The sequence below is a fragment of the Pseudomonas sp. Z003-0.4C(8344-21) genome, from assembly GCF_900104975.1.
Classification (GTDB): domain Bacteria; phylum Pseudomonadota; class Gammaproteobacteria; order Pseudomonadales; family Pseudomonadaceae; genus Aquipseudomonas; species Aquipseudomonas granadensis.
In genome coordinates, this window is sequence record NZ_LT629756.1 from 1,226,012 (window position 1) to 1,245,377 (window position 19,366).

Genomic DNA, 19,366 nt, shown 5'->3' on the forward strand with positions numbered 1-19,366 from the left:
GCAGGTTTCTTTATTCAGGATGGTTTCTTAGGTCCGGCCTGCTCAAAAGGAAGGTGACCCATGCGTATAGACCGTTTAACCAGCAAATTACAGTTGGCCTTGTCCGACGCCCAGTCGTTGGCAGTCGGCCACGATCATCCGGCCATCGAGCCGGCGCACTTGATGCAGGCCATGCTTGAACAGCAGGGCGGTTCGATCAAGCCGCTGCTGATGCAGGTAGGCTTTGACGTCAACAGCTTGCGTAAAGAGCTGACCAAAGAGCTCGATCAATTACCGAAAATCCAGAACCCGACCGGCGATGTGAACATGTCGCAGGATCTGGCGCGCCTGCTCAATCAGGCCGACCGCCTTGCACAGCAGAAGGGTGACCAGTTCATCTCCAGCGAACTGGTGCTGCTCGCCGCCATGGACGAGAACAGCAAGCTCGGCAAGTTGCTGCTCGGTCAGGGCGTGAGCAAGAAAGCTCTGGAAAACGCAATCAACAACCTGCGTGGCGGCGAAGCAGTCAACGACGCCAATCACGAGGAGTCGCGTCAGGCGCTGGATAAATACACCGTCGACCTGACCAAGCGTGCCGAAGACGGCAAGCTCGATCCGGTGATCGGCCGTGACGACGAAATCCGCCGTACCATTCAGGTTCTGCAACGTCGCACCAAGAACAACCCGGTGCTGATCGGTGAGCCAGGCGTGGGTAAAACTGCCATCGCCGAAGGTCTGGCCCAGCGCATCATCAACGGCGAAGTGCCGGACGGCCTCAAGGGCAAGCGTCTGCTGTCGCTGGACATGGGCGCGCTGATTGCCGGTGCCAAGTACCGCGGTGAGTTCGAAGAACGCCTCAAAGGCTTGCTCAATGAGCTGTCGAAACAGGAAGGGCAGATCATTCTGTTCATCGACGAACTGCACACCATGGTCGGCGCCGGTAAAGGCGAAGGCTCGATGGATGCCGGCAACATGCTCAAGCCTGCGCTGGCCCGTGGCGAGCTGCACTGCGTCGGCGCGACCACGCTCAACGAGTACCGCCAATATATAGAGAAGGACGCGGCGCTCGAGCGGCGTTTCCAGAAAGTGCTGGTGGATGAACCGAGCGAAGAAGACACCATCGCGATTCTGCGCGGCCTCAAAGAGCGTTACGAGGTCCACCATAAAGTCGCGATCACCGATGGCGCGATTATCGCCGCGGCCAAGCTCAGCCATCGCTACATTACTGATCGGCAACTGCCGGACAAGGCCATCGACCTCATCGACGAGGCCGCCAGCCGCATCCGCATGGAAATCGACTCCAAGCCGGAAGTGCTCGATCGTCTGGAGCGGCGCCTGATTCAGCTGAAAGTCGAATCCCAGGCGCTGAAGAAAGAAAGCGACGACGCAGCGAAGAAACGCCTGGAAAAACTCCAGGAAGAAATCGAGCGCCACGAGCGTGAGTATTCCGATCTGGAAGAAATCTGGAACTCGGAAAAAGCCGAAGTGCAGGGTTCTGCACAGATCCAGCAGAAGATCGAGCAATCGCGTCAGGAACTGGAAGCGGCCCGGCGCAAAGGCGATCTGAACCGCATGGCCGAGTTGCAATACGGTGTGATCCCGGATCTGGAGCGCAGCCTGCAAATGGTCGACCAGCACGGCAAGAGCGAAAACCAGTTGCTGCGCAGCAAGGTCACTGAAGAAGAGATCGCCGAAGTCGTGTCGAAATGGACCGGCATCCCGGTGTCGAAAATGCTCGAAGGCGAGCGCGACAAGCTGATGAAGATGGAAAGCCTGTTGCACAAACGCGTGATCGGTCAGGAAGAAGCAGTCGTGGCCGTGGCCAACGCGGTACGCCGTTCGCGCGCCGGGCTGTCTGACCCGAATCGTCCGAGCGGTTCGTTCATGTTCCTCGGCCCGACCGGTGTCGGTAAAACCGAGCTGTGCAAGGCGCTGGCCGAATTCCTCTTCGACACTGAAGAGGCGATGGTGCGTATCGACATGTCCGAGTTCATGGAGAAACATTCCGTGGCTCGTCTGATCGGCGCGCCACCGGGCTACGTTGGCTATGAAGAGGGCGGTTATCTGACCGAAGCAGTGCGGCGCAAGCCTTACTCGGTGATCCTGATGGACGAAGTCGAGAAGGCGCACCCGGATGTATTCAACATCCTGCTGCAAGTGCTCGAGGATGGGCGCCTGACCGACAGCCATGGCCGTACGGTGGATTTCCGCAACACGGTGATCGTGATGACCTCGAACCTTGGCTCGATGCAGATCCAGGAACTGGTCGGTGATCGTGAAGCGCAGCGTGCAGCAGTGATGGACGCGCTGACGTCGCACTTCCGTCCGGAGTTCATCAACCGCGTCGACGAAGTGGTGATCTTCGAGCCGCTGGCGCGTGATCAGATCGCGGGCATTACCGAGATCCAGCTGGGCCGTCTGCGCAGCCGTCTGGCCGAGCGCGAGTTGAAGCTGGAATTGAGCCCGGAGGCGATGGACAAGCTGATTGCCGTCGGTTACGACCCGGTCTATGGCGCACGGCCATTGAAGCGTGCGATTCAGCGCTGGATCGAAAACCCGCTGGCACAGTTGATCCTTTCCGGTCACTTCATGCCAGGCGACACCGCAACCGGCACCGTCGAGAACGAGGAAATCGTTTTCAACTGATGCCATGCGGCAAGGAAAAAACCGAGGCCCCACATTGTGGGGCCTTTTTTTTCGTTAGGCTGTTGAACTCAAAGGAAAAGGCTTGTAAAGTGCGCCCCGCAGTCAGTCACCGGCAGCGTTTCAACTCACTGGGTTGAAAACTGAAATAAGTTGCAAATCATTAACTTGAAAGCAATTTAGGGGGTTGACAGAGGTGCTCTAGGTTGTAGAATAGCGCGCCTCAGACACACGAACGCAGCGATGCGAAAACGGTGTCGAGAAGCTTCAGGTTTCACCGTTGTAAATTGAAATATGTAGTTCCGTGATAGCTCAGTCGGTAGAGCAAATGACTGTTAATCATTGGGTCCCAGGTTCGAGTCCTGGTCACGGAGCCAATTTCAAACCGGGGTATAGCGCAGTCCGGTAGCGCGCCTGCTTTGGGAGCAGGATGTCAGGAGTTCGAATCCCCTTACCCCGACCATTTTTGGGTCGTTAGCTCAGTTGGTAGAGCAGTTGGCTTTTAACCAATTGGTCGTAGGTTCGAATCCCACACGACCCACCATTTTTGAAACCAGTTAGCGCTGGGATCGAATCTTAAGATCAGAGGCCAAAAGCGCTGATCGAAGAAGGCGATCTTTGAAAGGTCGCCTTTTTTTTACCGGGGTATAGCGCAGTCCGGTAGCGCGCCTGCTTTGGGAGCAGGATGTCAGGAGTTCGAATCCCCTTACCCCGACCATATTGAAAATCCTCGTATCGAAAGATACGGGGATTTTTTTTGGCTGCTGAAAAGGCAAATCCCTTCAAGTCGTCATACAACCGGCCGATAGCCCGCTAACACGAGGGGACTGCCATGGCTTCGCCCCTCGCATCTGGCCAATACAAGAATAAGGGCGTTCGTCATGTTGCTTCGTCAGTTGAATATTGCTCCGCGGGCTGCCTTTGGCTTTGCCCTGATCGCGGTATTGGTGGCCTTGCTGGGCGTATTCGCCCTCGGGCAGATGTCGAGCATTCGCGACAGTGAAGTCGCCGTGGAGACTCAGTGGCTGCCCAGCATTCGCGGCGGCGATGAGATCCGCGAGCTGATGCTGCGTATCCGTACCATCTCCTTGCGCATGGCGCTGGACGAAGATCCGAAGAACATCCCGACCTACCGCGGCCAGATGGACACCCGCGACAAAGAGCTCAGCGAGAAAATCACCGCCTACGACAATCTGGTCACCACGCCAGAGGGCCAGCAGCTCTATGACCAGTTCAAGCAGACCTTTGCCGCGTACCGCACCGGGATTGCCCAATCGTTCACCCTGGCCGAACAGGGCAAGCGCGACGAGCTGACCAAACTGCTGCTCGTCGACATGAAAACCGTGGTCGATGGCTCGGGCAAACAACTTAATGACCTGGCGGATCTGTTCGCCAAACAGGTCGCGCTGGAAAGCCAGAAGTCAGCCGCCCATTACGCCACGTCGCGCACCATCGTCAGCGTGTTCATCGCACTGGCGGCGCTTGCGACCGTGGCGCTTGCCATGCTGCTGACACGCAGCATCGTGCTACCGCTGAGCAGTGCAGTCAGCGCCGCTGAAAGCGTGGCGAAGGGCGATCTGACCCGTCCTATCGAGACTCAGGGCAATGACGAAGTCAGCCGTTTGCTCAAGGCACTGGCGACCATGCAGCAGAACCTGCGCGAGACCTTGCAGGGCATCAGCGGCTCGGCCACGCAACTGGCCTCCGCTGCCGACGAACTCAACGCAGTGACGCTCGACAGCTCCCAGGGCCTGCAACAGCAGAACAATGAAATCGAACAGGCGGCCACCGCGGTCAACGAAATGACCACGGCAGTGGAGGAGGTCGCGCGCAACGCCGTTTCGACCAGTGACGCCACTCGCCAATCCAGCGATTCGGCGCAACTGGGGCAGGAGCGGGTCAGCGAGACTGCCAGCGCCATCAGTGCCCTGGCCGCTGATGTGCAGCACACCGGCGAGTTGGTGCAATCGTTGGCCAATCAGTCCCAGGACATCGGCAAGGTGCTCGACGTGATTCGCGCGATTGCCGAGCAGACCAACCTGTTGGCGCTCAACGCGGCGATTGAAGCGGCGCGGGCGGGCGAAAGCGGGCGCGGTTTTGCCGTGGTCGCCGATGAGGTGCGCGCGCTGGCCCATCGCACCCAGCAATCGACCCAGGAAATCGAGCAGATGGTGCAGGGCATGCGCAACGGCTCGAGTCTGGCGCTGGAGTCGATGCAGGCCAGTGCGGCGCGTGCAAATACCACGCTGAGCATGGCGGCGCGCGCCGGTGAAGCGTTGCAGACGATCACCGCGTCAGTGCACGAGATTCACGAGCGTAATCTGGTCATCGCCAGCGCTGCCGAGGAACAGGCGCAGGTGGCGCGGGAAGTGGATCGCAATCTGGTCAACATTCGTGATTTGTCGGTACGCTCCGCGGCAGGTGCCGACCAGACCAGCGCCTCCAGCCACGAATTGTCGAAACTGGCCAACGCCCTGCAAGGCATGGTGCGGCGCTTTCAGTTGTAAGTGCCAGATATGAAAAAGCCGCGCTTTTCTTTAAAAAGCGCGGCTTGATTGCCTGCTGAATCAGGCGCCGTCTTGATCCTTCAGATGCTCGAACAGGCCTTTGGGCATCTTCTTGCCATTGGCTTCGAAGTTGGCCTTCACGTTGTTGTAGGCCTCTTGCTCGTCGATGAAACCGTCATGGTTGGTGTCGATCTTGTCGAAGTCGGACTTCGGCGCGACCTTGATGAACTCCGCACGGGACACCTTGCCGTCACCGTCGCTGTCGGTCTTGGCCATCGAAGCATCGCCGCATTTACCTTCACCGCATTTGCCTTCCGGCGCTTTCACCGAAGTTTCCGCGGAGGCGACCATGTAGCCCTGTGCCAAGGGCTGGGCAGCAAACACTGAACCGGACAACATCAGCCCACCGGCGAGCGCGGCGCCGAACAGGCCAATGGATTTTTTACCGAGGGTCGAAGTACGCGACATTGACATTCTCCTGGCTGCACAGCGCAGCCACACGTTAAGGACGAAGCCCTGAGCAGGTGCGCTCGGGTGTGGCCATTAAGCGGTGGCGGTGTATCGCGACTGTGTCGTGGCGCGCGGGGTTTGTAAGAGAAAGTGAGATATGCCTAGGGGGATACATTACGAGACAGAAATGCAGGGCAAATGTAGGAGTGAGCCTGCTCGCGATAGCGGTGCGTCAGTCAAATCGACTTGGCTGATTCACCGCTATCGCGAGCAGGCTCACTCCTACAATGGTCGGCGTGTAGCCCCGACTCCGAGCCAGGCACAAAAAAGTGTGGGAGCCAGCAGGCTGGCTCCCAAAGCAGAGGTGTACTGGGTCAGGATTTGCCTTCCCAGGCCTTGATCAATGCAGCTTCAGACGCGGCTCGGTACCGCGGCCGATCTTGCTGCCCAGCATCAGCATCGCCGTGCGAAACGGTCCGTACAACGCCATCTGGTGCATGCGGTACAACGATACGTAAAACATCCGCGCCAGCCAGCCTTCGAGCATCACGCTGCCCGTCAGATTGCCCATCAGGTTACCCACCGCCGAAAAACGCGACAGCGAGATCAGCGAGCCGTAGTCGGTGTATTTGTACTCCGGCAGGGTCTTGCCTTCGATGCGCAGCTTCAGCGACTTGGCCAGCAGCGAGGCCTGCTGGTGTGCCGCTTGGGCCCGTGGCGGTACGTTGCGATCGCTTCCCGGTTGCGGGCATGCGGCGCAATCACCGAAAGCGAAGATGTTTTCGTCGCGGGTGGTCTGCAGGGTCGGCAGCACTTGCAGCTGATTAATGCGGTTGGTTTCCAGACCGTCGATGTCCTTGAGGAAACCCGGTGCGCGAATACCCGCCGCCCAGACTTTCAGGCTGGCCTTGATCTGGTTGCCGTCGGCGGTGATCAGGCTGTCGGCAGTCACTTCGCTGACCGAAGCATTGGTCAGCACATTGACCCCGAGTTTTTCCAGGGTCTTGTGCACCGGCCCGCTGATGCGTTCCGGCAGCGCGGGCAACACCCGTGGGCCGGCCTCGATCAAGGTGATGTGCATGTTTTCCGGTTTGATCCGGTCCAGACCATAGGCCGCCAGTTCATGCGCAGCGTTGTGCAGCTCGGCCGCCAGTTCGACGCCGGTGGCGCCGGCACCGACGATGGCCACGCTGATCTGCTCGACCACATCGGTTTGCCCGGCGTGCGCACGCAGATAGTGGTTGAGCAGTTGCTGGTGAAAGCGCTCGGCCTGCTTGCGGGTGTCGAGGAACAGGCAGTGCTGCGCCGCGCCCTGAGTGCCGAAATCGTTGGTGGTGCTGCCGACGCTGATCACCAGCGAGTCGTAGGGCACTTCACGCGCCGGGACCAGTTCGATGCCGTTTTCGTCGTAGGTGGCCGCCAGCTGGATTTTCTTCTGCGCCCGATCAAGCCCGCTCATTCGCCCGAGCTGGAACTCGAAGTGATTCCATTTCGCCTGGGCGACATAGTTGAGTTCGTCTTCGGAAGAGTTCAGCGACCCGGCGGCCACTTCGTGCAGCAGCGGTTTCCAGATGTGGGTGAGGTTGGCGTCGACCAGCATCACGCTGGCGGTGCCGCGCTTGCCCAGGGTCTTACCCAGACGGGTAGCCAACTCCAGACCGCCGGCGCCGCCGCCGACAATGACAATACGATGGGACATAGGGATAACTCGCAAGGTTTTTAAAGGAAATCGGTGCGGTTACCCAAGCGAGCGCGAAGCTGCTCATAGCGTCAGGTAACTGATGAATCGGCTCAACAGGCCAAGACCAATGGTCACTGCCAGCACCAGCACCAGGAGCATCCACGGCCGGAAAGGTCGGCGCTCGACTCGGTGTTGGGACAGTTGCAGGTACTCTTCGACATGCTTTTGGTCTTCGGGTTTCAGGCGGCTGGTCATATTGGCCTCGTCAGGTAGACGTTGCTGAATGGGCACACGCTACAGCGGTTTTTTATCCGGGGTTGAACGCAGCATAGCCGCTGTCCGGCACCGGTTCGACGCTGACCCGGTCGTCGAGGCGAATGATCCCGCTTTGTAACACCCGCGCGGTGATTCCGCCATGTCCGCGCACCGCTTGAAAGGTGCCCGGGCCGAGGTTGTTCTGCAGACGTGCACACGGTTGGCACCAGCCGGTGGTTTCGAATATTGCCTGACCGATGCGAAAACGCCGACCCTTCAGACTAAACAGATTGATACCGCTGATGACCAGATTGCGCCGCAGGTCTTCAGGCCTGACCGGATTGTCGTCAGGGCGGCCCATCAAAGCGTTGATCACCGCCAGATGCTCCCACTGAATCAGTGTCACCTGGCGCGCGTTGCGCACGCCGGGCCGGGCATGATCGCCGGTCAAGCCGGCTTCCAGGCGCGCCTCCACGGCATCGAGCTCAAGCATCGGTCCGCGTGATTCGGGACGCACGCCAATCCAGCGCACTCGTCCGGTTTGCGGCACATCGGCAATCAATTGTTGGAGTGGCGTCACAGGCTGATCCCGACATCAAACACAATGCTGCGCCCCAGGTTGCTGCGCAGAAAATCCGGTGCATCCGGGTGTGCGAACAACACGCGGGCGAACGTCGGGCCGACCAGCGACAGCGAGCGCCAGCCCTGACGCAAATATTCGGTCGGCGGTGGAAAGTGACTGTTCAGGTCCAGCACTTCGCGTTTGAGGCTGGCGAAAGCAATGATGTCCAGTTCGCCCAGATCCATGCCGCGTTCCTTGTAGTTGTGGGCCTTCTTGCGCAGGGTCGGGGCCAGCCGCAGGAGAAATTCGTTGGCCGGAATCCGCTTGGGCTTGGCTTCACGGCGCACCAGTTGGCTGAGGGAAAATGCACTGCGGCGCCGCTGCAGTTCATCGCGCCATTCATCGTTGAGCCGACGACCTTCATCGAGCACAAAAAATACTTCGAAGTTGGCATCCCGAAACAGCACATCCGGCGGCTCACCGGCCGGCGCGAATTCGTCGGCGCGGTAGGGGATGTTGAGACCTTGCAGCAGGCGTTGGCAAACCCAACGCTCACGCTCCCATTTGCGGGCATTGGACAGAAAGGCGTTGGCTTGCTCGGCCGCGATGGTCAGCAGGCGTAAGTAATCTGAGTCATCCATAAGCCCAAGCTTAGCGTTCAAATGCGACAAGCAGATAGCTTTGCATCGGCTGGTGCGCATCCGGTGGCGGTGTAGACTGCGACGAGGCGGTATGTCCATGGAGAAGGTGAGGGAATCATGATCGGTGCCGAACTGCTGTCCTCGGCGAGTCTGACGCTCGGCTGGCTGATTTATCTGCCGGTGCTGCTGTGGGCGATCGTGCGCGCGCCGTGGGTCGAGTTGTTCAGTGACAATCGGCGTCAGCATTTGCTGTTCGCAACGGTGTTCGCCTTGTTTCTGCTGTGGCTGATGCGCCGGGATTTCGATACCGGCGTGTCTTATCACTTCCTCGGCATGACCGCAGTGACCCTGTTGCTGGACTGGCCTCTGGCGATCATTGGCGGGCTGGTGGCGCAGATCGGCCTGGTGCTGCTCGGGCGGCAGGACCTTGCGGCATTGGGGGTCAATGGTGCCTTGTTCATTTTGCTGCCGGTGCTGGTCACCGAGTGCGTGGCCATCCTCGTCGAGCGTGCGCAGCCGCGCAATCCGTTCGTGTACATCTTCTGTTCCGGTTTTTTTGCTGCGGCATTGTCGGCGCTGCTGTGTCTGATCTTCAGCCTGACGCTGCTGTGGTTCGACGGTATCTTCGCCATGCCGGAGTGGCTGGAAGATTTCATTGGTTACGTGTGGCTGATCATTTTCCCCGAGGCCTTCATCAACGGGATGATCGTCAGTGCGCTGGTGGTGTTCAGTCCGGAATGGCTGGAAACCTTCAACCGTACGCGCTACCTCTCGGCGCCGTGGAATGACGACGATCGCAAGCCTTGATCCACATCAAATCCGCCATCGGCGGAAAATTTCATGCTCACGCAAATCCCTTCAGGAGCAGCGGCATGAGTGTGTACGAATGGGCGAGGCAGGAAACCCGGCAGAGTCTGGAGATGGCGCAGGAGGTCGGGTTTGACCCAGGGTTGAGCTTGCGCGCCTTGCTCAGTGCCGTGGTTCAGCAGAGCAAGGCTGTGCGCAACGCCGAAGATCTGGCCGACGAGTTGCGTTTTCTTGCGGAAAACCTCGACGACCAGCAGGACTACGGCTTCATGCGGCCTTGATCGGGCTCAGTGACGCGGATCGAAATCGCCGGAAAACAGTTCGTCTTCGGCATCCGGAGCGACCGGAATCTTGTGTTCTTCCGAGGCCCAGGCGCCAAGGTCGATCAGCTTGCAGCGGTCTGAACAGAACGGGCGAAACTTGTTGGCCGGGATAAATTCCACGGGGGCGCCACAGGTCGGGCATTCAACGGTTGGGGTCTGGCTCATGCTTGGCCTCCGGATAAAGTCAGGTAAAAGTGATGCAGACGCTCGATCTCGCTGTGCAGCCAGGCGAGGTCGCGGTCATTGACCACCACGTCGTCGGCACGGCTCACGCGGTCTTCGCGGCTCAGTTGGGCCTTTAGGATCGCCTGAACCTGCTCGGCGCTGGTCTGGTCACGTTGCAAGGTGCGTTCGATCTGCAGTGATTGCGGGGCATCGATCACCAGGATCCGCTGGGTCATGCTGTATTGCCCGGACTCGATCAACAGCGGCGAAACCAGAATCGCATAAGGCGATTTTGCCAGCGCCAGGTGATGAGCGATTTCCTCGGCGATCAACGGGTGCAGCAGCGCTTCCAGCCAGCGCCGTTGCTCCGGCACTTCGAAGATCAGCTTGCGCAGGGCTGCACGGTTCAGCGTGCCGTCGCTTTGCAACACCTCGGCGCCGAAATGATCGGCAATCTGCGCCAGCGCCGGGCGCCCGGGTTCGACCACCCAGCGCGCCGCGTGGTCGGCATCGACGACATGCACGCCGAGGTCGATGAAGTGCTGCGCCGCCGCGCTTTTGCCGCTGCCGATGCCGCCGGTGAGGCCGAGAATCCAGGGTGTTTCCACAGGGGTATTCATTTCAAACCGACAAACTGCCAATAGAAGTCGGTTATTTGACCACCCCAGAGCAAGGCAATCCAGCCGGCAATGGCCAGATAGGGGCCGAAAGGAATCGGCGTCGAGGTTTTCTGCTCGCGCAGGCGCAGCAGAATCACGCCGATCATGGCGCCGACCAGCGATGCCAGCAGAATCGTCAGCGGTAGAATCTGCCAGCCGCCCCACGCGCCCAGCAGCGCCAATAATTTAAAGTCACCGTGGCCGATGCCGTCCTTGCCGGTCAGCAGCTTGAACAGCCAGAACACCGACCACAGCGCCAGATAACCGGCCACCGCCCCCCACAATGCATCGTGCAACGGCACGAACAGCCCGAAGCTGTTGACGATCAGCCCCAGCCACAACAACGGCAGCACCAGCACATCGGGCAGCAATTGATGTTCGGTGTCGATCAGACTCATCGCCAGCAAGCCCCAGGTGAGGAACATCAGCAGCCCCGCCTGCCAGCCGAAACCGAAATGCCAGGCGATGAAGGCCGACAGTACACCGCAGGTCAATTCGGTCAGCGGGTAACGCTTGCTGATGGGCGCAGCACACGCCGAGCAACGACCACGCAGGCACAGATAACTCAGCACGGGGATGTTTTCCCAAGCGCGAATCCGGTGTGCGCAGTGCGGGCATTGCGAGTGCGGCAGCATCAGGTTGTAAGTGGGTTGTGGCGTCTCGATCGGCAGGCCGAGCACGTCGTGTGCCTGCTGGCGCCAGTCGCGTTCGAGCATTTTCGGCAGGCGCCAGACCAGCACATTGAGAAAGCTGCCAACCACCAGCCCGAGCAGCAGCGCGGCGCCGACAAAGGCCAGCGGATAGAGGCCGAACAATTCGTCGAGGGGCATATCAGACTGCTGAGCCGAGCTGGAAGATCGGCAGGTACATGGCCACCACCAGACCGCCGACGACGACCCCGAGCACGACCATGATGAACGGCTCCATCAGGCTGGTGAGGTTGTCGACCATGTTATCCACTTCCTCTTCGTAAAAGCCGGCGACCTTGTCGAGCATATCGTCCAGCGCCCCGGACTCTTCGCCAATCGCGGTCATCTGCACGGCCATGGTCGGGAAGACTCCGGTGCTGCGCATGGAAAAATTCAGCTGCATGCCGGTGGAGACGTCCTGGCGGATCCGCAGGATGGCACGTTTGAACACGACATTGCCCGCAGCGCCCGCAACCGAGTCGAGGGCTTCCACCAGCGGCACGCCGGCAGCGAAGGTGGTCGACAAAGTGCGGGCAAATCGCGCCACGGCAGACTTGTACATCAGCGTGCCGACCAATGGCAATTTCAGCAGCCAGGCGTCGCGGCGATCGCGCAACGCTTGAGACTTTTTCAGTGCATGGCGGGTGCCGAAAAATGCCGCGATCAGTGCGCCGAGAATCGCCCACCACCATTGCTGCATGAATTCAGACAGGCTGATCACCATCAAGGTAAACCCTGGCAACTCGGCGCCAAACCCGGAAAACACTGACTGAAACTGCGGCACCACTTTGACCAGCAGAATGCCGGTCACCACGGCCGCCACCAGGAGGACGGCGCTCGGGTACGTCATGGCTTTCTTGATCTTGGCCTTGAGCGCTTCACTTTTTTCTTTATAGGTGGCGACGCGTTCGAGCAGGGTATCGAGCGCGCCGGACTGCTCGCCGGCATCGACCAGGTTGCAATACAGCTCGTCGAAGTACTGCGGCTTCTTGCGTAGCGCTGCGGCAAAGCTGTTACCGGCGGCGACCTCTTGTTTGACCTCGTCGATGACTTTGCGCATCGCCGGGTTTTCGAAGCCTTCGCCGATGATGTCGAACGACTGCAACAGCGGCACGCCGGCCTTCATCATCGTTGCCATTTGCCGGGTGAACAGGGCGATGTCCTGGGCCTTGATGCGTTTGCCGAAACTCAGCAACGAGGCCGACTTCTTGCGCACCTTGCCTGGAGTGATCCCCTGTTTGCGCAACTGCGCCTTGATCAATGCAGCATTCTGCCCGCTCAGCTCACCGGTGACTTTGCTGCCTTTGCGGTCCGTACCTTCCCAGGCGTACGTGCTGGTTTTTGCTGCCTTGACCGCCATGTTCAATCCTTGGTGACCCGGTTGATTTCTTCCAGGCTGGTAGTGCCTTGCATGGCCTTGTGCAGACCTGCGGTGCGCAGATCGTCGAAGCCGTCGCGGCGCATCTGCATATCGATTTCCAGCGAGTTGCCTTCGGCCATGATCAGGCGTTGCAGCTCAGGCGTGTTCTTTACCACTTCATAAATCCCCACGCGTCCCTTGTAACCGTTGTTGCAATGATCGCAACCGACCGGCTCGTAGATCGTGAAACTGCCGATGCGTTCCTCGGGGAAGCCTTCCTTGATCAGGGTTTCACGTGGCACTTCAATCGGTTTCTTGCAGTGATTGCACAGCTTGCGCGCCAGACGCTGGGCGATGATCAGGCTGACCGAGGTGGCGATGTTGAAACCGGGAATGCCCATGTTGTGCAGGCGGGTAAGGGTTTCCGCGGCGCTGTTGGTGTGCAGGGTCGAGAGCACGAGGTGGCCGGTCTGCGCGGCTTTGATGGCGATCTCGGCGGTTTCCAGGTCACGGATCTCGCCGACCATGATCACGTCCGGGTCCTGACGCAGAAACGAACGCAGAGCCTGAGCAAAATCCAGCCCCTGGCGCGGATTGACGTTGACCTGATTGATGCCTTCCATGTTGATCTCTACCGGGTCTTCGGCGGTGGAGATGTTGATGTCGACGGTGTTGAGGATATTCAGCCCGGTGTACAACGACACGGTTTTCCCCGAACCGGTGGGGCCGGTGACCAGAATCATGCCTTGCGGCTGTTTCAGCGCGGCCATGTACAACTCTTTCTGTTCCGGCTCATAACCGAGCGCATCGATACCCATCTGCGCGCTGGACGGGTCGAGAATCCGGATCACCACTTTTTCACCCCACAGCGTCGGCAGGGTATTGACCCGAAAGTCGATCGACTTGCTTTTCGACAGGCGCATCTTGATCCGCCCGTCCTGCGGTTTGCGCCGCTCTGAAATATCAAGGCTGGCCATGACCTTCAGGCGCGCGGCAATGCGCCCGGCCAGTTGAATCGGCGGTTTGGCCACTTCGCGCAGCATGCCGTCGGTGCGCACCCGCACCCGATAGTTCTTCTCATAAGGTTCGAAGTGCAGGTCGGAGGAGCCGCTTTTGATCGCGTCGAGCAGCATCTTGTGAACGAAGCGCACCACCGGCGCATCGTCGGCATCGAGCCCGCCGATGGCGTCCTGTTTGCTGTCGCTGACGGACTCGACATCAAGGCCGTCGAGGTCGACGTCGGCCATTTCCTCGAGGCCGGTCGCGTGAGTATCGAAGAACTTGTCGATGGCATCGCTGAGCTTGTCATCCTCGACCAGAATCGCTTCGGTACTCAGGCCTGTACTGAACTGAATATCACTGATTGCCTGCTGGTTGCTCGGGTCGGAAAGGCCCACGAACAGTTTGTTGCCGCGTCGCCACAATGGTAGAGCGCAGTGCTGGCGTATCAGTTTTTCGCTGACCAGGCCCTTGGGCTGGGTTTCCTTATCGAGGCAACTGAGATCGAGCAGGGCCATACCAAAGTGTTCCGAGGCAATCTCGGCGATCTGCCGGCTCTTCACCAGTTTGTTGTGCACCAAGTAGTTCACCAGCGACACGCGATTGCGCTGTGCCTGCTGCCAGGCTTGCTGGGCACCTTGTTCCGTCAGCAGTTCGGCCTGCACCAATTGCTTGGCCAGACCGCTCAGAGCGATGTCATTCATGTGGATTCCGCGTGCTTGGCGTTCATGACTTATAGCCTAGTCAAGTGACAGCGCCAAACACGGCCGATGCAGGTGACAAAAAGTGTCAGATAGTGCGGTTGCAGGTTGTAGGAAACGGCGCAGTGCGCAGTTCGCGCCCGGCAGACAGGGCTCCGAGGCAGTGGCATGGCCTATGCTGGGTTTCTTTCAGATCATGAGATTTCCCCTCATGCATGGAGCGTGTCTATGAAAAAACAACAAGGTTTTACCCTGATCGAGCTGCTGATCGTGGTGGCGATCATCGGGATTTTGGCGACCATCGCCTTGCCGCAATATTCGAAGTATCAGGCGCGGTCGAAGGTGACGGCGGGGTTGGCGGAAATCAGCGCACTGAAAATACCGTTTGAAGATACGATCAACCAAGGGACGAACCCGACACTGGCAATTGTGAAGGGCGATGCGGTGACCACCACTTCCAACTGTGCTTTGTCTGCTTCGGGGACCGCTGCAGATGGTGCGGGTACCATCGTTTGCACGATTGCCAACGCTCCGGCACCGGTGTTGGGGAAAACAATTACGCTGACTCGTACGGCTACGACTGGCTGGGCATGCACAACCAACGTTTCACCTGATTACTCACCTAAAGGCTGCACTGCCAGCGGTACATAGGTTGCTGCCGCAGGACCCGATGCCCCGCCTCTGCGGGGCATTTTTCATGGCGCTGCGCTTGAAAAAAGCTTCAATAATTTCAGCAGCTTATGAACTTTCCAAAAAACCGCAACTTGCATGCGAAATACGCCCAAGTCATGCAAATTGCATGAAAATGAAAATTGGTCATTTCGTTAAGGCATTGTTTTATAAGGGTTTTATCGAATCAAAAAAGTTGGCACAGCGTTCGCAACTACCTTGGTAACCCTGCTGAAGACATATCCCAGCAGACTTTCCAGAAAAACAGGAGTTACTCGTATGAAGAAGTTCGCTATCACTGCCGCTGCTACCGCTCTGACCCTGACCATGGCTGGCGGCGCTTTCGCCCAGACCACTCAGGCTACCCAGTCGCCAATGGTTCTGGCTGCCGGTGAAGTTACCGAGATGAAGCAGGACACTTCCGATACCTGGATCACCACCAAGGTCAAAGCTGATCTGGTCACCGAAAAAGGCATTCCAGGCACCGATATCAAAGTAGAAACCAACAAAGGTGTGGTATCCCTGTCGTCGACCGCTCCGGTGAGTGAATCGCAAAAAGACGTAGCCGTGTCGATCGCCAAAAAAATCAAAGGCGTTAAAGCGGTTTCCGCTGACGGCCTGAAAGCCGAGTAAGGCAAGGCTTCTCGCCTGGACCGGGAGAAGACGCGACAGACGGGCCGAGCCATACGTCTGCCGCACCTTTAGAGTTCATGCGAACGGTCACACGGAGGTGACCATTACAGGCCCCGGCACTTGTGTCGGGGCCTGTTCTATTTCAGGGGCGACCCAATCAAAGGTAGGAGTGAGCTTGCTCGCGATAGCGTTTTGTCAGTTGTTCAAGCGTTGACCGACAATCCGCTATCGCGAGCAGGTTCACTCCTACGGGGGGATGGTGTTGGATCAGGGGCCGCGTTTGCTGTTGATCTGCCGCAAGCGGTTGCCCTCGAAGCGCAGGTATTGATACATGCCGTTGCTGGGGCCGTAGGTCCATTCCTCGACCTGAAACTCCTCGCGGCGGTTGGCGCTGCGCTTGTAGCCGAGCACGTCACGGCTGACCGGCTCGCCGCACTTCTGCAGGACTTCGCTGGTGCGGTCGCCAAGACTGATCAACTGGCTGCCGCAACGCAGCGTATCGGACGCCGCGGCATGGCTGGCGGCGAATACCAGCGCGGCGGCGGCCAGCCATTTGCAATTCATCACTCTGCATCCAGGTGCATTTGCGTCACCACCCGGCCATCGCTTTCGGCCTCGCCGAGACTGGCATCGATGAAATACACGCGGTCATCCTCAAGCTTGCCCTTGTCGACCAGGTAATCCTTGATGGTGCTGGCGCGGTCCTGTCCCAGCTGACGCAGCAACACATCGCTGCCGCTCCAGAACTTGACCACGCCTTCGCGCATTTTCGCGGTGCGTTCTTCCTTGCCCAGATCCTTCCATTCGGCCGGTGGCTGGGTTTTCAAACGGGTGCGGTAAATGCCCTCCAGCAGCGGGCCTTTTTCGCCGTCGGGTACTTGCAGGAGCGAGGCCTGCGCGGGGACTTTATCGCCTCGGCGCTGGAGCATCTTGTAGTAGTTGTATTGATATTCACGTTCCAGACGCTGCTCGGCGAGTAGCGGACCATCGCTGCTTTTCGCGGCGGTGCCTTCGATCTCCAGGCGCAAGGCCGGACGTTCCTTGAGCGCCTGGGACAGTTTCACCAGCGCGGCTTCAGCATCCTTGCTCAGATCGCTGGAGCCCGGCGCGAAGGACACAGTGCCGAGGTCCTCGGAGCCGCCACCACTGACCAGTCCGCCAATCATCTTGAACGGCGCCGCGGCGGCTTTGACGATCAGGTTGCGCAGGGTCTGCCAGACAATCGGCATCACGCTGAACTGCGGGTTGTTCAAGTCACCGGTCACCGGCAGTTCGATGGAGATCTTGCCGTCGACGTCCTTGAGCAGGGCAATCGCAAGTTTCAACGGCAAGCTCACGGCATCCGGGCTGTCGACCTTCTCACCGAGCTGCAATTGTTCGACCACCACTTTGTTCTCGGCTTTGAGTTGTCCCTTGGTAATCAGGTAATGCAGATCAAGATTGAGCCGGCCCTTGCGGATTCGATAGCCGGCGAACTTGCCGGAGTAGGGCGTCAGCGTGGTCAGCTCGACGCGTTTGAAACTGGTGGCGATGTCGAGGCTGGCCATCGGGTCGAACGGGTTGACTGCGCCTTTGATGGTGACCGGTGCATAACGGTCGACCTTGCCTTTGATATCGACGCTGGCCGGTTTCGCCTGACGGCTGTCGATGGTGCCGATCTGACCGTTGAGTTGCTGCACGGCGGTGGCAAAGTTCGGCGTCAGGCTGAAGTCGGCGAAGTTGGCCGAGCCATCGTTGATCGCGATGCCGCCGATGTGAATACCCAAGGGTTTTTCATTGCTTGCCGGTTTCGCGCCGGTGCTTTTTGCGCCGTTGTCGGCCGGTTGCGGAATCAGCAGATCGTCGATGTTGGTACTGCGGTCATCGTTGATCATGAACCGCGCGTAAGGCTGGAACAGGTTGACCTTGTCGATCGACAAGCTATCACCGTGCTGGTAATTCAGGCCTTCGACCACCACTTGCTGCCACTTGAGGAAGTCGCGGGTTTTCAGGGTGTCCAGGGTGTGCAGCTGATCGATCTGCGCGCGCCCGGTCACGTTGAGAGCCAGCGGTTCGGTACTCTTGAGGTTGACCTTCAGATCGCTGCCGAGCATGCCGCTGCGCAGTTCCAGGCGAATGAACGGATTGATGTACGACTGGGCGACACGCAGGTCGATGTCCTGGGTCTTGACGTTGAGCTGCGCGTTGACCGGGGCGAGGTTGAGCGTGCCGTCGGCGAAAATCTTGCCTTGCTTACCTACGCCGCTGTCGAGCTTGAGCTTGAAGGGCGAACCATTGAGACTGTCGAAATCCTGCAGATCGACGTTCAGCGGCGTCAGGTCCAGCGTCACCGGCGGTTGCGCCGAGCGATCGGCGAGGTGCACGGTGTAGTTGCGCAACTGCACATCTTTAAGCAGCACTTGCCATGGCTTGCTTGGCGCCGTTGGTTCAGGCTTCGGTGAATCGGCTGCGGCCGGAGTACTGGCCGGTTCGGCAGCGGCTTTCGCCGCCGGTTTCGACGGTTGGCTGGCAAACAGTTTCTGCCAGTCCAGTTGCTTGTCGGCTTCGAGGGCGGCCCAGGTTTCCAGCTTCTGGCTGCGGATCTTGCCGACCACGACCTGCTGTTTGGCGAGGTCGACGCTGGTTTCGCTGACATCGAGACGTTCAAGCTTGGCCAGCGGGCGGCCGTCCGGAGCCTTGATGGCGAACGGCGCGATGCTCACCGCGACGTTGCTGAGCAGCAGTTCGGTTTGTTTCGACAGGTTGAGTTTGTAGTCGGTGCTGAGGCTGACCACGCCGTTTTCGAGAACCAGCGGCACCGCATCGCGCACATAGGGCCAGAAGGCTTTCATCTGGCCGTCGGTGACTTTCAGGGTGCCTTCGGACGTGAACGGAATCAGGCTGAAATTACCGCTCCAGTCGATTCGCCCGCCGGCAGGGCCGATGGCGACCAGGGTCATGTCGGCACTGTCTTCGGGCAGGGTGCTGAGGTTTTTCAGCTCGAAACTGAGGTCGTCGTAAAGAAACTCGATCGGCTCGCTCGGGCGCACATCCTGAAAGTGCACCACGCCGCTGGCCAGTTTGATGTTGTCGATACGCAGCGGGAACGGCTTGGCGTCGGGGTCGGCGGGCGTCGGTTCGCTGGCCGGCACATTGAACAGGCCGAGCAGGTTGAGCTTGCCGTCCTTGGTGAAGAGGATTTCGGTCTTCGGCTTGTCCAGTTCGATGCTCGCCAGATGCAGGGCCTTGCTCCACAGGCTGTCGATCTGCAGGTCGGCGTACAGACGTTCGAAGCCGACCTGCTCCTTGCCCGGCTCGCCGATGACCAGCCCCCACAGTGTGACTTCAAGGCTGAACGGGTTGAGCTCGATACGCTGGATATGCGCAGGTACGGTCGCGTAATTGGCGAGTTGCTGATTGGCTATCCGCAGCGCAATGCCCGGCAAAATCAGAAACCCCAGCAGGCTGTAGAGCGCCAGAGCGGTTAGCAAGGCGCCAATCGCGCGAATCAATCCTTTGGGCATGTGCGGCTTCATCTGTCTGAATCGGAGTGCCTTGGAGTATGGCACGCGAATCTGGTTCCGAAGCGCTTGATGTGGGGCAGGATTGTTCAGATTCTTCTGTAGGAAAAAATCCCTACTGTAGGAGTGAGCCTGCTCGCGAT

The 19,366-nt window shown here is 59.1% G+C and carries 19 protein-coding genes and 4 tRNA genes; 11 read left to right on the plus strand and 12 right to left on the minus strand.

Annotated elements, in window-relative coordinates; genetic code table 11:
* Positions 1–60 precede the first annotated feature (60 nt).
* From clpB to BLU24_RS05755, 6 genes are all read left to right on the plus strand, one after another.
* A complete protein-coding gene (gene clpB, locus BLU24_RS05730; protein ID WP_090286393.1) occupies positions 61–2,625 on the plus strand; it encodes an ATP-dependent chaperone ClpB in 2,565 nt (854 codons plus the stop codon).
* Between the two features lie 298 nt (positions 2,626–2,923).
* Positions 2,924–2,999, plus strand: a tRNA-Asn gene (locus BLU24_RS05735).
* A 9-nt stretch (positions 3,000–3,008) separates the two neighbouring features.
* Positions 3,009–3,085: transfer RNA gene (locus BLU24_RS05740), tRNA-Pro, on the plus strand.
* Between the two features lie 5 nt (positions 3,086–3,090).
* Positions 3,091–3,166 (plus strand) — tRNA-Lys (locus BLU24_RS05745).
* Between the two features lie 97 nt (positions 3,167–3,263).
* Positions 3,264–3,340, plus strand: a tRNA-Pro gene (locus tag BLU24_RS05750).
* A gap of 163 nt (positions 3,341–3,503) precedes the next feature.
* Complete coding sequence (locus BLU24_RS05755) at positions 3,504–5,129, plus strand: methyl-accepting chemotaxis protein (RefSeq protein WP_093098224.1); 1,626 nt, start codon at positions 3,504–3,506, stop codon at positions 5,127–5,129.
* A 60-nt stretch (positions 5,130–5,189) separates the two neighbouring features.
* On the opposite strand, the gene BLU24_RS05760 is transcribed toward BLU24_RS05755, so the two are convergent.
* The 5 genes from BLU24_RS05760 to BLU24_RS05780 all read right to left on the minus strand — a co-directional run bounded on the left by BLU24_RS05760 (position 5,190) and on the right by BLU24_RS05780 (position 8,718).
* Positions 5,190–5,597: an HvfA family oxazolone/thioamide-modified RiPP metallophore gene (locus tag BLU24_RS05760; RefSeq protein WP_090286388.1), complete on the minus strand. Its 408-nt coding sequence runs from the start codon at positions 5,595–5,597 to the stop codon at positions 5,190–5,192.
* Between the two features lie 382 nt (positions 5,598–5,979).
* Complete coding sequence (locus BLU24_RS05765) at positions 5,980–7,278, minus strand: NAD(P)/FAD-dependent oxidoreductase (RefSeq protein WP_090286386.1); 1,299 nt, start codon at positions 7,276–7,278, stop codon at positions 5,980–5,982.
* Between the two features lie 63 nt (positions 7,279–7,341).
* Positions 7,342–7,515, minus strand: a complete 174-nt coding sequence (locus BLU24_RS05770; RefSeq protein ID WP_042561123.1) for a DUF3094 family protein — start codon at positions 7,513–7,515, stop codon at positions 7,342–7,344.
* Between the two features lie 52 nt (positions 7,516–7,567).
* Positions 7,568–8,095, minus strand: coding sequence for an MOSC domain-containing protein (locus tag BLU24_RS05775; RefSeq protein WP_093098226.1), 528 nt, complete (start codon positions 8,093–8,095; stop codon positions 7,568–7,570).
* Positions 8,092–8,718 carry a DUF1780 domain-containing protein gene (locus BLU24_RS05780; protein ID WP_007909887.1) on the minus strand — a complete coding sequence of 209 codons (627 nt, stop codon included), beginning with the start codon at positions 8,716–8,718 and terminating at the stop codon, positions 8,092–8,094. Before BLU24_RS05780 ends, BLU24_RS05775 begins: the two co-directional genes overlap by 4 nt.
* Before the next feature lie 117 nt (positions 8,719–8,835).
* Between BLU24_RS05780 and BLU24_RS05785 the strand changes: the two genes are divergently transcribed.
* Both BLU24_RS05785 and BLU24_RS05790 read left to right on the plus strand, forming a co-directional pair.
* Complete coding sequence (locus BLU24_RS05785; RefSeq protein WP_093098228.1) at positions 8,836–9,525, plus strand: energy-coupling factor ABC transporter permease; 690 nt, start codon at positions 8,836–8,838, stop codon at positions 9,523–9,525.
* 65 nt (positions 9,526–9,590) lie between these two features.
* Positions 9,591–9,806 (plus strand): hypothetical protein, encoded by a 216-nt coding sequence (locus tag BLU24_RS05790; protein ID WP_093098230.1) that lies wholly within the window; start codon positions 9,591–9,593, stop codon positions 9,804–9,806.
* A 6-nt stretch (positions 9,807–9,812) separates the two neighbouring features.
* Here BLU24_RS05790 and yacG read toward each other — a convergent pair whose 3' ends face one another.
* From yacG to pilB, 5 genes are read right to left on the minus strand one after another with little or no spacing between them, the layout of a single operon-like run.
* On the minus strand, positions 9,813–10,013 hold the full coding sequence (yacG, locus tag BLU24_RS05795; RefSeq protein ID WP_093098232.1) for a DNA gyrase inhibitor YacG: 201 nt from the start codon (positions 10,011–10,013) through the stop codon (positions 9,813–9,815).
* Positions 10,010–10,633, minus strand: coding sequence for a dephospho-CoA kinase (gene coaE / locus BLU24_RS05800; RefSeq protein WP_093098234.1), 624 nt, complete (start codon positions 10,631–10,633; stop codon positions 10,010–10,012). The genes yacG and coaE overlap by 4 nt, the downstream gene beginning before the upstream one ends.
* Positions 10,630–11,502, minus strand: coding sequence for a prepilin peptidase (locus tag BLU24_RS05805; protein WP_093098236.1), 873 nt, complete (start codon positions 11,500–11,502; stop codon positions 10,630–10,632). Before BLU24_RS05805 ends, coaE begins: the two co-directional genes overlap by 4 nt.
* A gap of 1 nt (position 11,503) precedes the next feature.
* Positions 11,504–12,721: a type II secretion system F family protein gene (locus BLU24_RS05810; RefSeq protein WP_093098238.1), complete on the minus strand. Its 1,218-nt coding sequence runs from the start codon at positions 12,719–12,721 to the stop codon at positions 11,504–11,506.
* 2 nt (positions 12,722–12,723) lie between these two features.
* Complete coding sequence (gene pilB / locus BLU24_RS05815; RefSeq protein WP_093098240.1) at positions 12,724–14,424, minus strand: type IV-A pilus assembly ATPase PilB; 1,701 nt, start codon at positions 14,422–14,424, stop codon at positions 12,724–12,726.
* A 225-nt stretch (positions 14,425–14,649) separates the two neighbouring features.
* Here pilB and BLU24_RS05820 point away from each other — a divergent pair, with 225 nt between their 5' ends.
* From BLU24_RS05820 to BLU24_RS05825, 3 genes are read left to right on the plus strand one after another with little or no spacing between them, the layout of a single operon-like run.
* Positions 14,650–15,072, plus strand: coding sequence for a pilin (locus BLU24_RS05820; protein WP_090286368.1), 423 nt, complete (start codon positions 14,650–14,652; stop codon positions 15,070–15,072).
* A 19-nt stretch (positions 15,073–15,091) separates the two neighbouring features.
* Complete coding sequence (locus tag BLU24_RS27525) at positions 15,092–15,316, plus strand: hypothetical protein (RefSeq protein WP_157720821.1); 225 nt, start codon at positions 15,092–15,094, stop codon at positions 15,314–15,316.
* 53 nt (positions 15,317–15,369) lie between these two features.
* Entirely contained in the window at positions 15,370–15,723 is a 354-nt protein-coding gene (locus tag BLU24_RS05825; RefSeq protein WP_093098242.1) for a BON domain-containing protein, read from the plus strand.
* Positions 15,724–15,990: 267 nt separating this feature from the next.
* On the opposite strand, the gene BLU24_RS05830 is transcribed toward BLU24_RS05825, so the two are convergent.
* Together BLU24_RS05830 and BLU24_RS05835 are read right to left on the minus strand one after the other, a co-directional pair.
* The gene (locus tag BLU24_RS05830) at positions 15,991–16,287 is read right to left on the minus strand and encodes a DUF2845 domain-containing protein (protein WP_093098244.1); all 297 of its coding nucleotides are present in this window, start codon (positions 16,285–16,287) and stop codon (positions 15,991–15,993) included.
* Positions 16,287–19,238 carry a DUF748 domain-containing protein gene (locus tag BLU24_RS05835; RefSeq protein WP_093098246.1) on the minus strand — a complete coding sequence of 984 codons (2,952 nt, stop codon included), beginning with the start codon at positions 19,236–19,238 and terminating at the stop codon, positions 16,287–16,289. Before BLU24_RS05835 ends, BLU24_RS05830 begins: the two co-directional genes overlap by 1 nt.
* Between the last annotated feature and the right edge of the window lie 128 nt (positions 19,239–19,366).

Coding starts and splice junctions, on each gene's coding strand:
- clpB (WP_090286393.1), top strand. CDS start 61: ATGCGTATAGACCGTTTAACCAGCAAATTACAGTTGGCCTTGTCCGAC.
- BLU24_RS05755 (WP_093098224.1), top strand. CDS start 3,504: ATGTTGCTTCGTCAGTTGAATATTGCTCCGCGGGCTGCCTTTGGCTTT.
- BLU24_RS05760 (WP_090286388.1), bottom strand. CDS start 5,597: ATGTCGCGTACTTCGACCCTCGGTAAAAAATCCATTGGCCTGTTCGGC.
- BLU24_RS05765 (WP_090286386.1), bottom strand. CDS start 7,278: ATGTCCCATCGTATTGTCATTGTCGGCGGCGGCGCCGGCGGTCTGGAG.
- BLU24_RS05770 (WP_042561123.1), bottom strand. CDS start 7,515: ATGACCAGCCGCCTGAAACCCGAAGACCAAAAGCATGTCGAAGAGTAC.
- BLU24_RS05780 (WP_007909887.1), bottom strand. CDS start 8,718: ATGGATGACTCAGATTACTTACGCCTGCTGACCATCGCGGCCGAGCAA.
- BLU24_RS05785 (WP_093098228.1), top strand. CDS start 8,836: ATGATCGGTGCCGAACTGCTGTCCTCGGCGAGTCTGACGCTCGGCTGG.
- BLU24_RS05790 (WP_093098230.1), top strand. CDS start 9,591: ATGAGTGTGTACGAATGGGCGAGGCAGGAAACCCGGCAGAGTCTGGAG.
- yacG (WP_093098232.1), bottom strand. CDS start 10,013: ATGAGCCAGACCCCAACCGTTGAATGCCCGACCTGTGGCGCCCCCGTG.
- coaE (WP_093098234.1), bottom strand. CDS start 10,633: ATGAATACCCCTGTGGAAACACCCTGGATTCTCGGCCTCACCGGCGGC.
- BLU24_RS05805 (WP_093098236.1), bottom strand. CDS start 11,502: ATGCCCCTCGACGAATTGTTCGGCCTCTATCCGCTGGCCTTTGTCGGC.
- BLU24_RS05810 (WP_093098238.1), bottom strand. CDS start 12,721: ATGGCGGTCAAGGCAGCAAAAACCAGCACGTACGCCTGGGAAGGTACG.
- pilB (WP_093098240.1), bottom strand. CDS start 14,424: ATGAATGACATCGCTCTGAGCGGTCTGGCCAAGCAATTGGTGCAGGCC.
- BLU24_RS05820 (WP_090286368.1), top strand. CDS start 14,650: ATGAAAAAACAACAAGGTTTTACCCTGATCGAGCTGCTGATCGTGGTG.
- BLU24_RS27525 (WP_157720821.1), top strand. CDS start 15,092: ATGCCCCGCCTCTGCGGGGCATTTTTCATGGCGCTGCGCTTGAAAAAA.
- BLU24_RS05825 (WP_093098242.1), top strand. CDS start 15,370: ATGAAGAAGTTCGCTATCACTGCCGCTGCTACCGCTCTGACCCTGACC.
- BLU24_RS05830 (WP_093098244.1), bottom strand. CDS start 16,287: ATGAATTGCAAATGGCTGGCCGCCGCCGCGCTGGTATTCGCCGCCAGC.
- BLU24_RS05835 (WP_093098246.1), bottom strand. CDS start 19,238: ATGAAGCCGCACATGCCCAAAGGATTGATTCGCGCGATTGGCGCCTTG.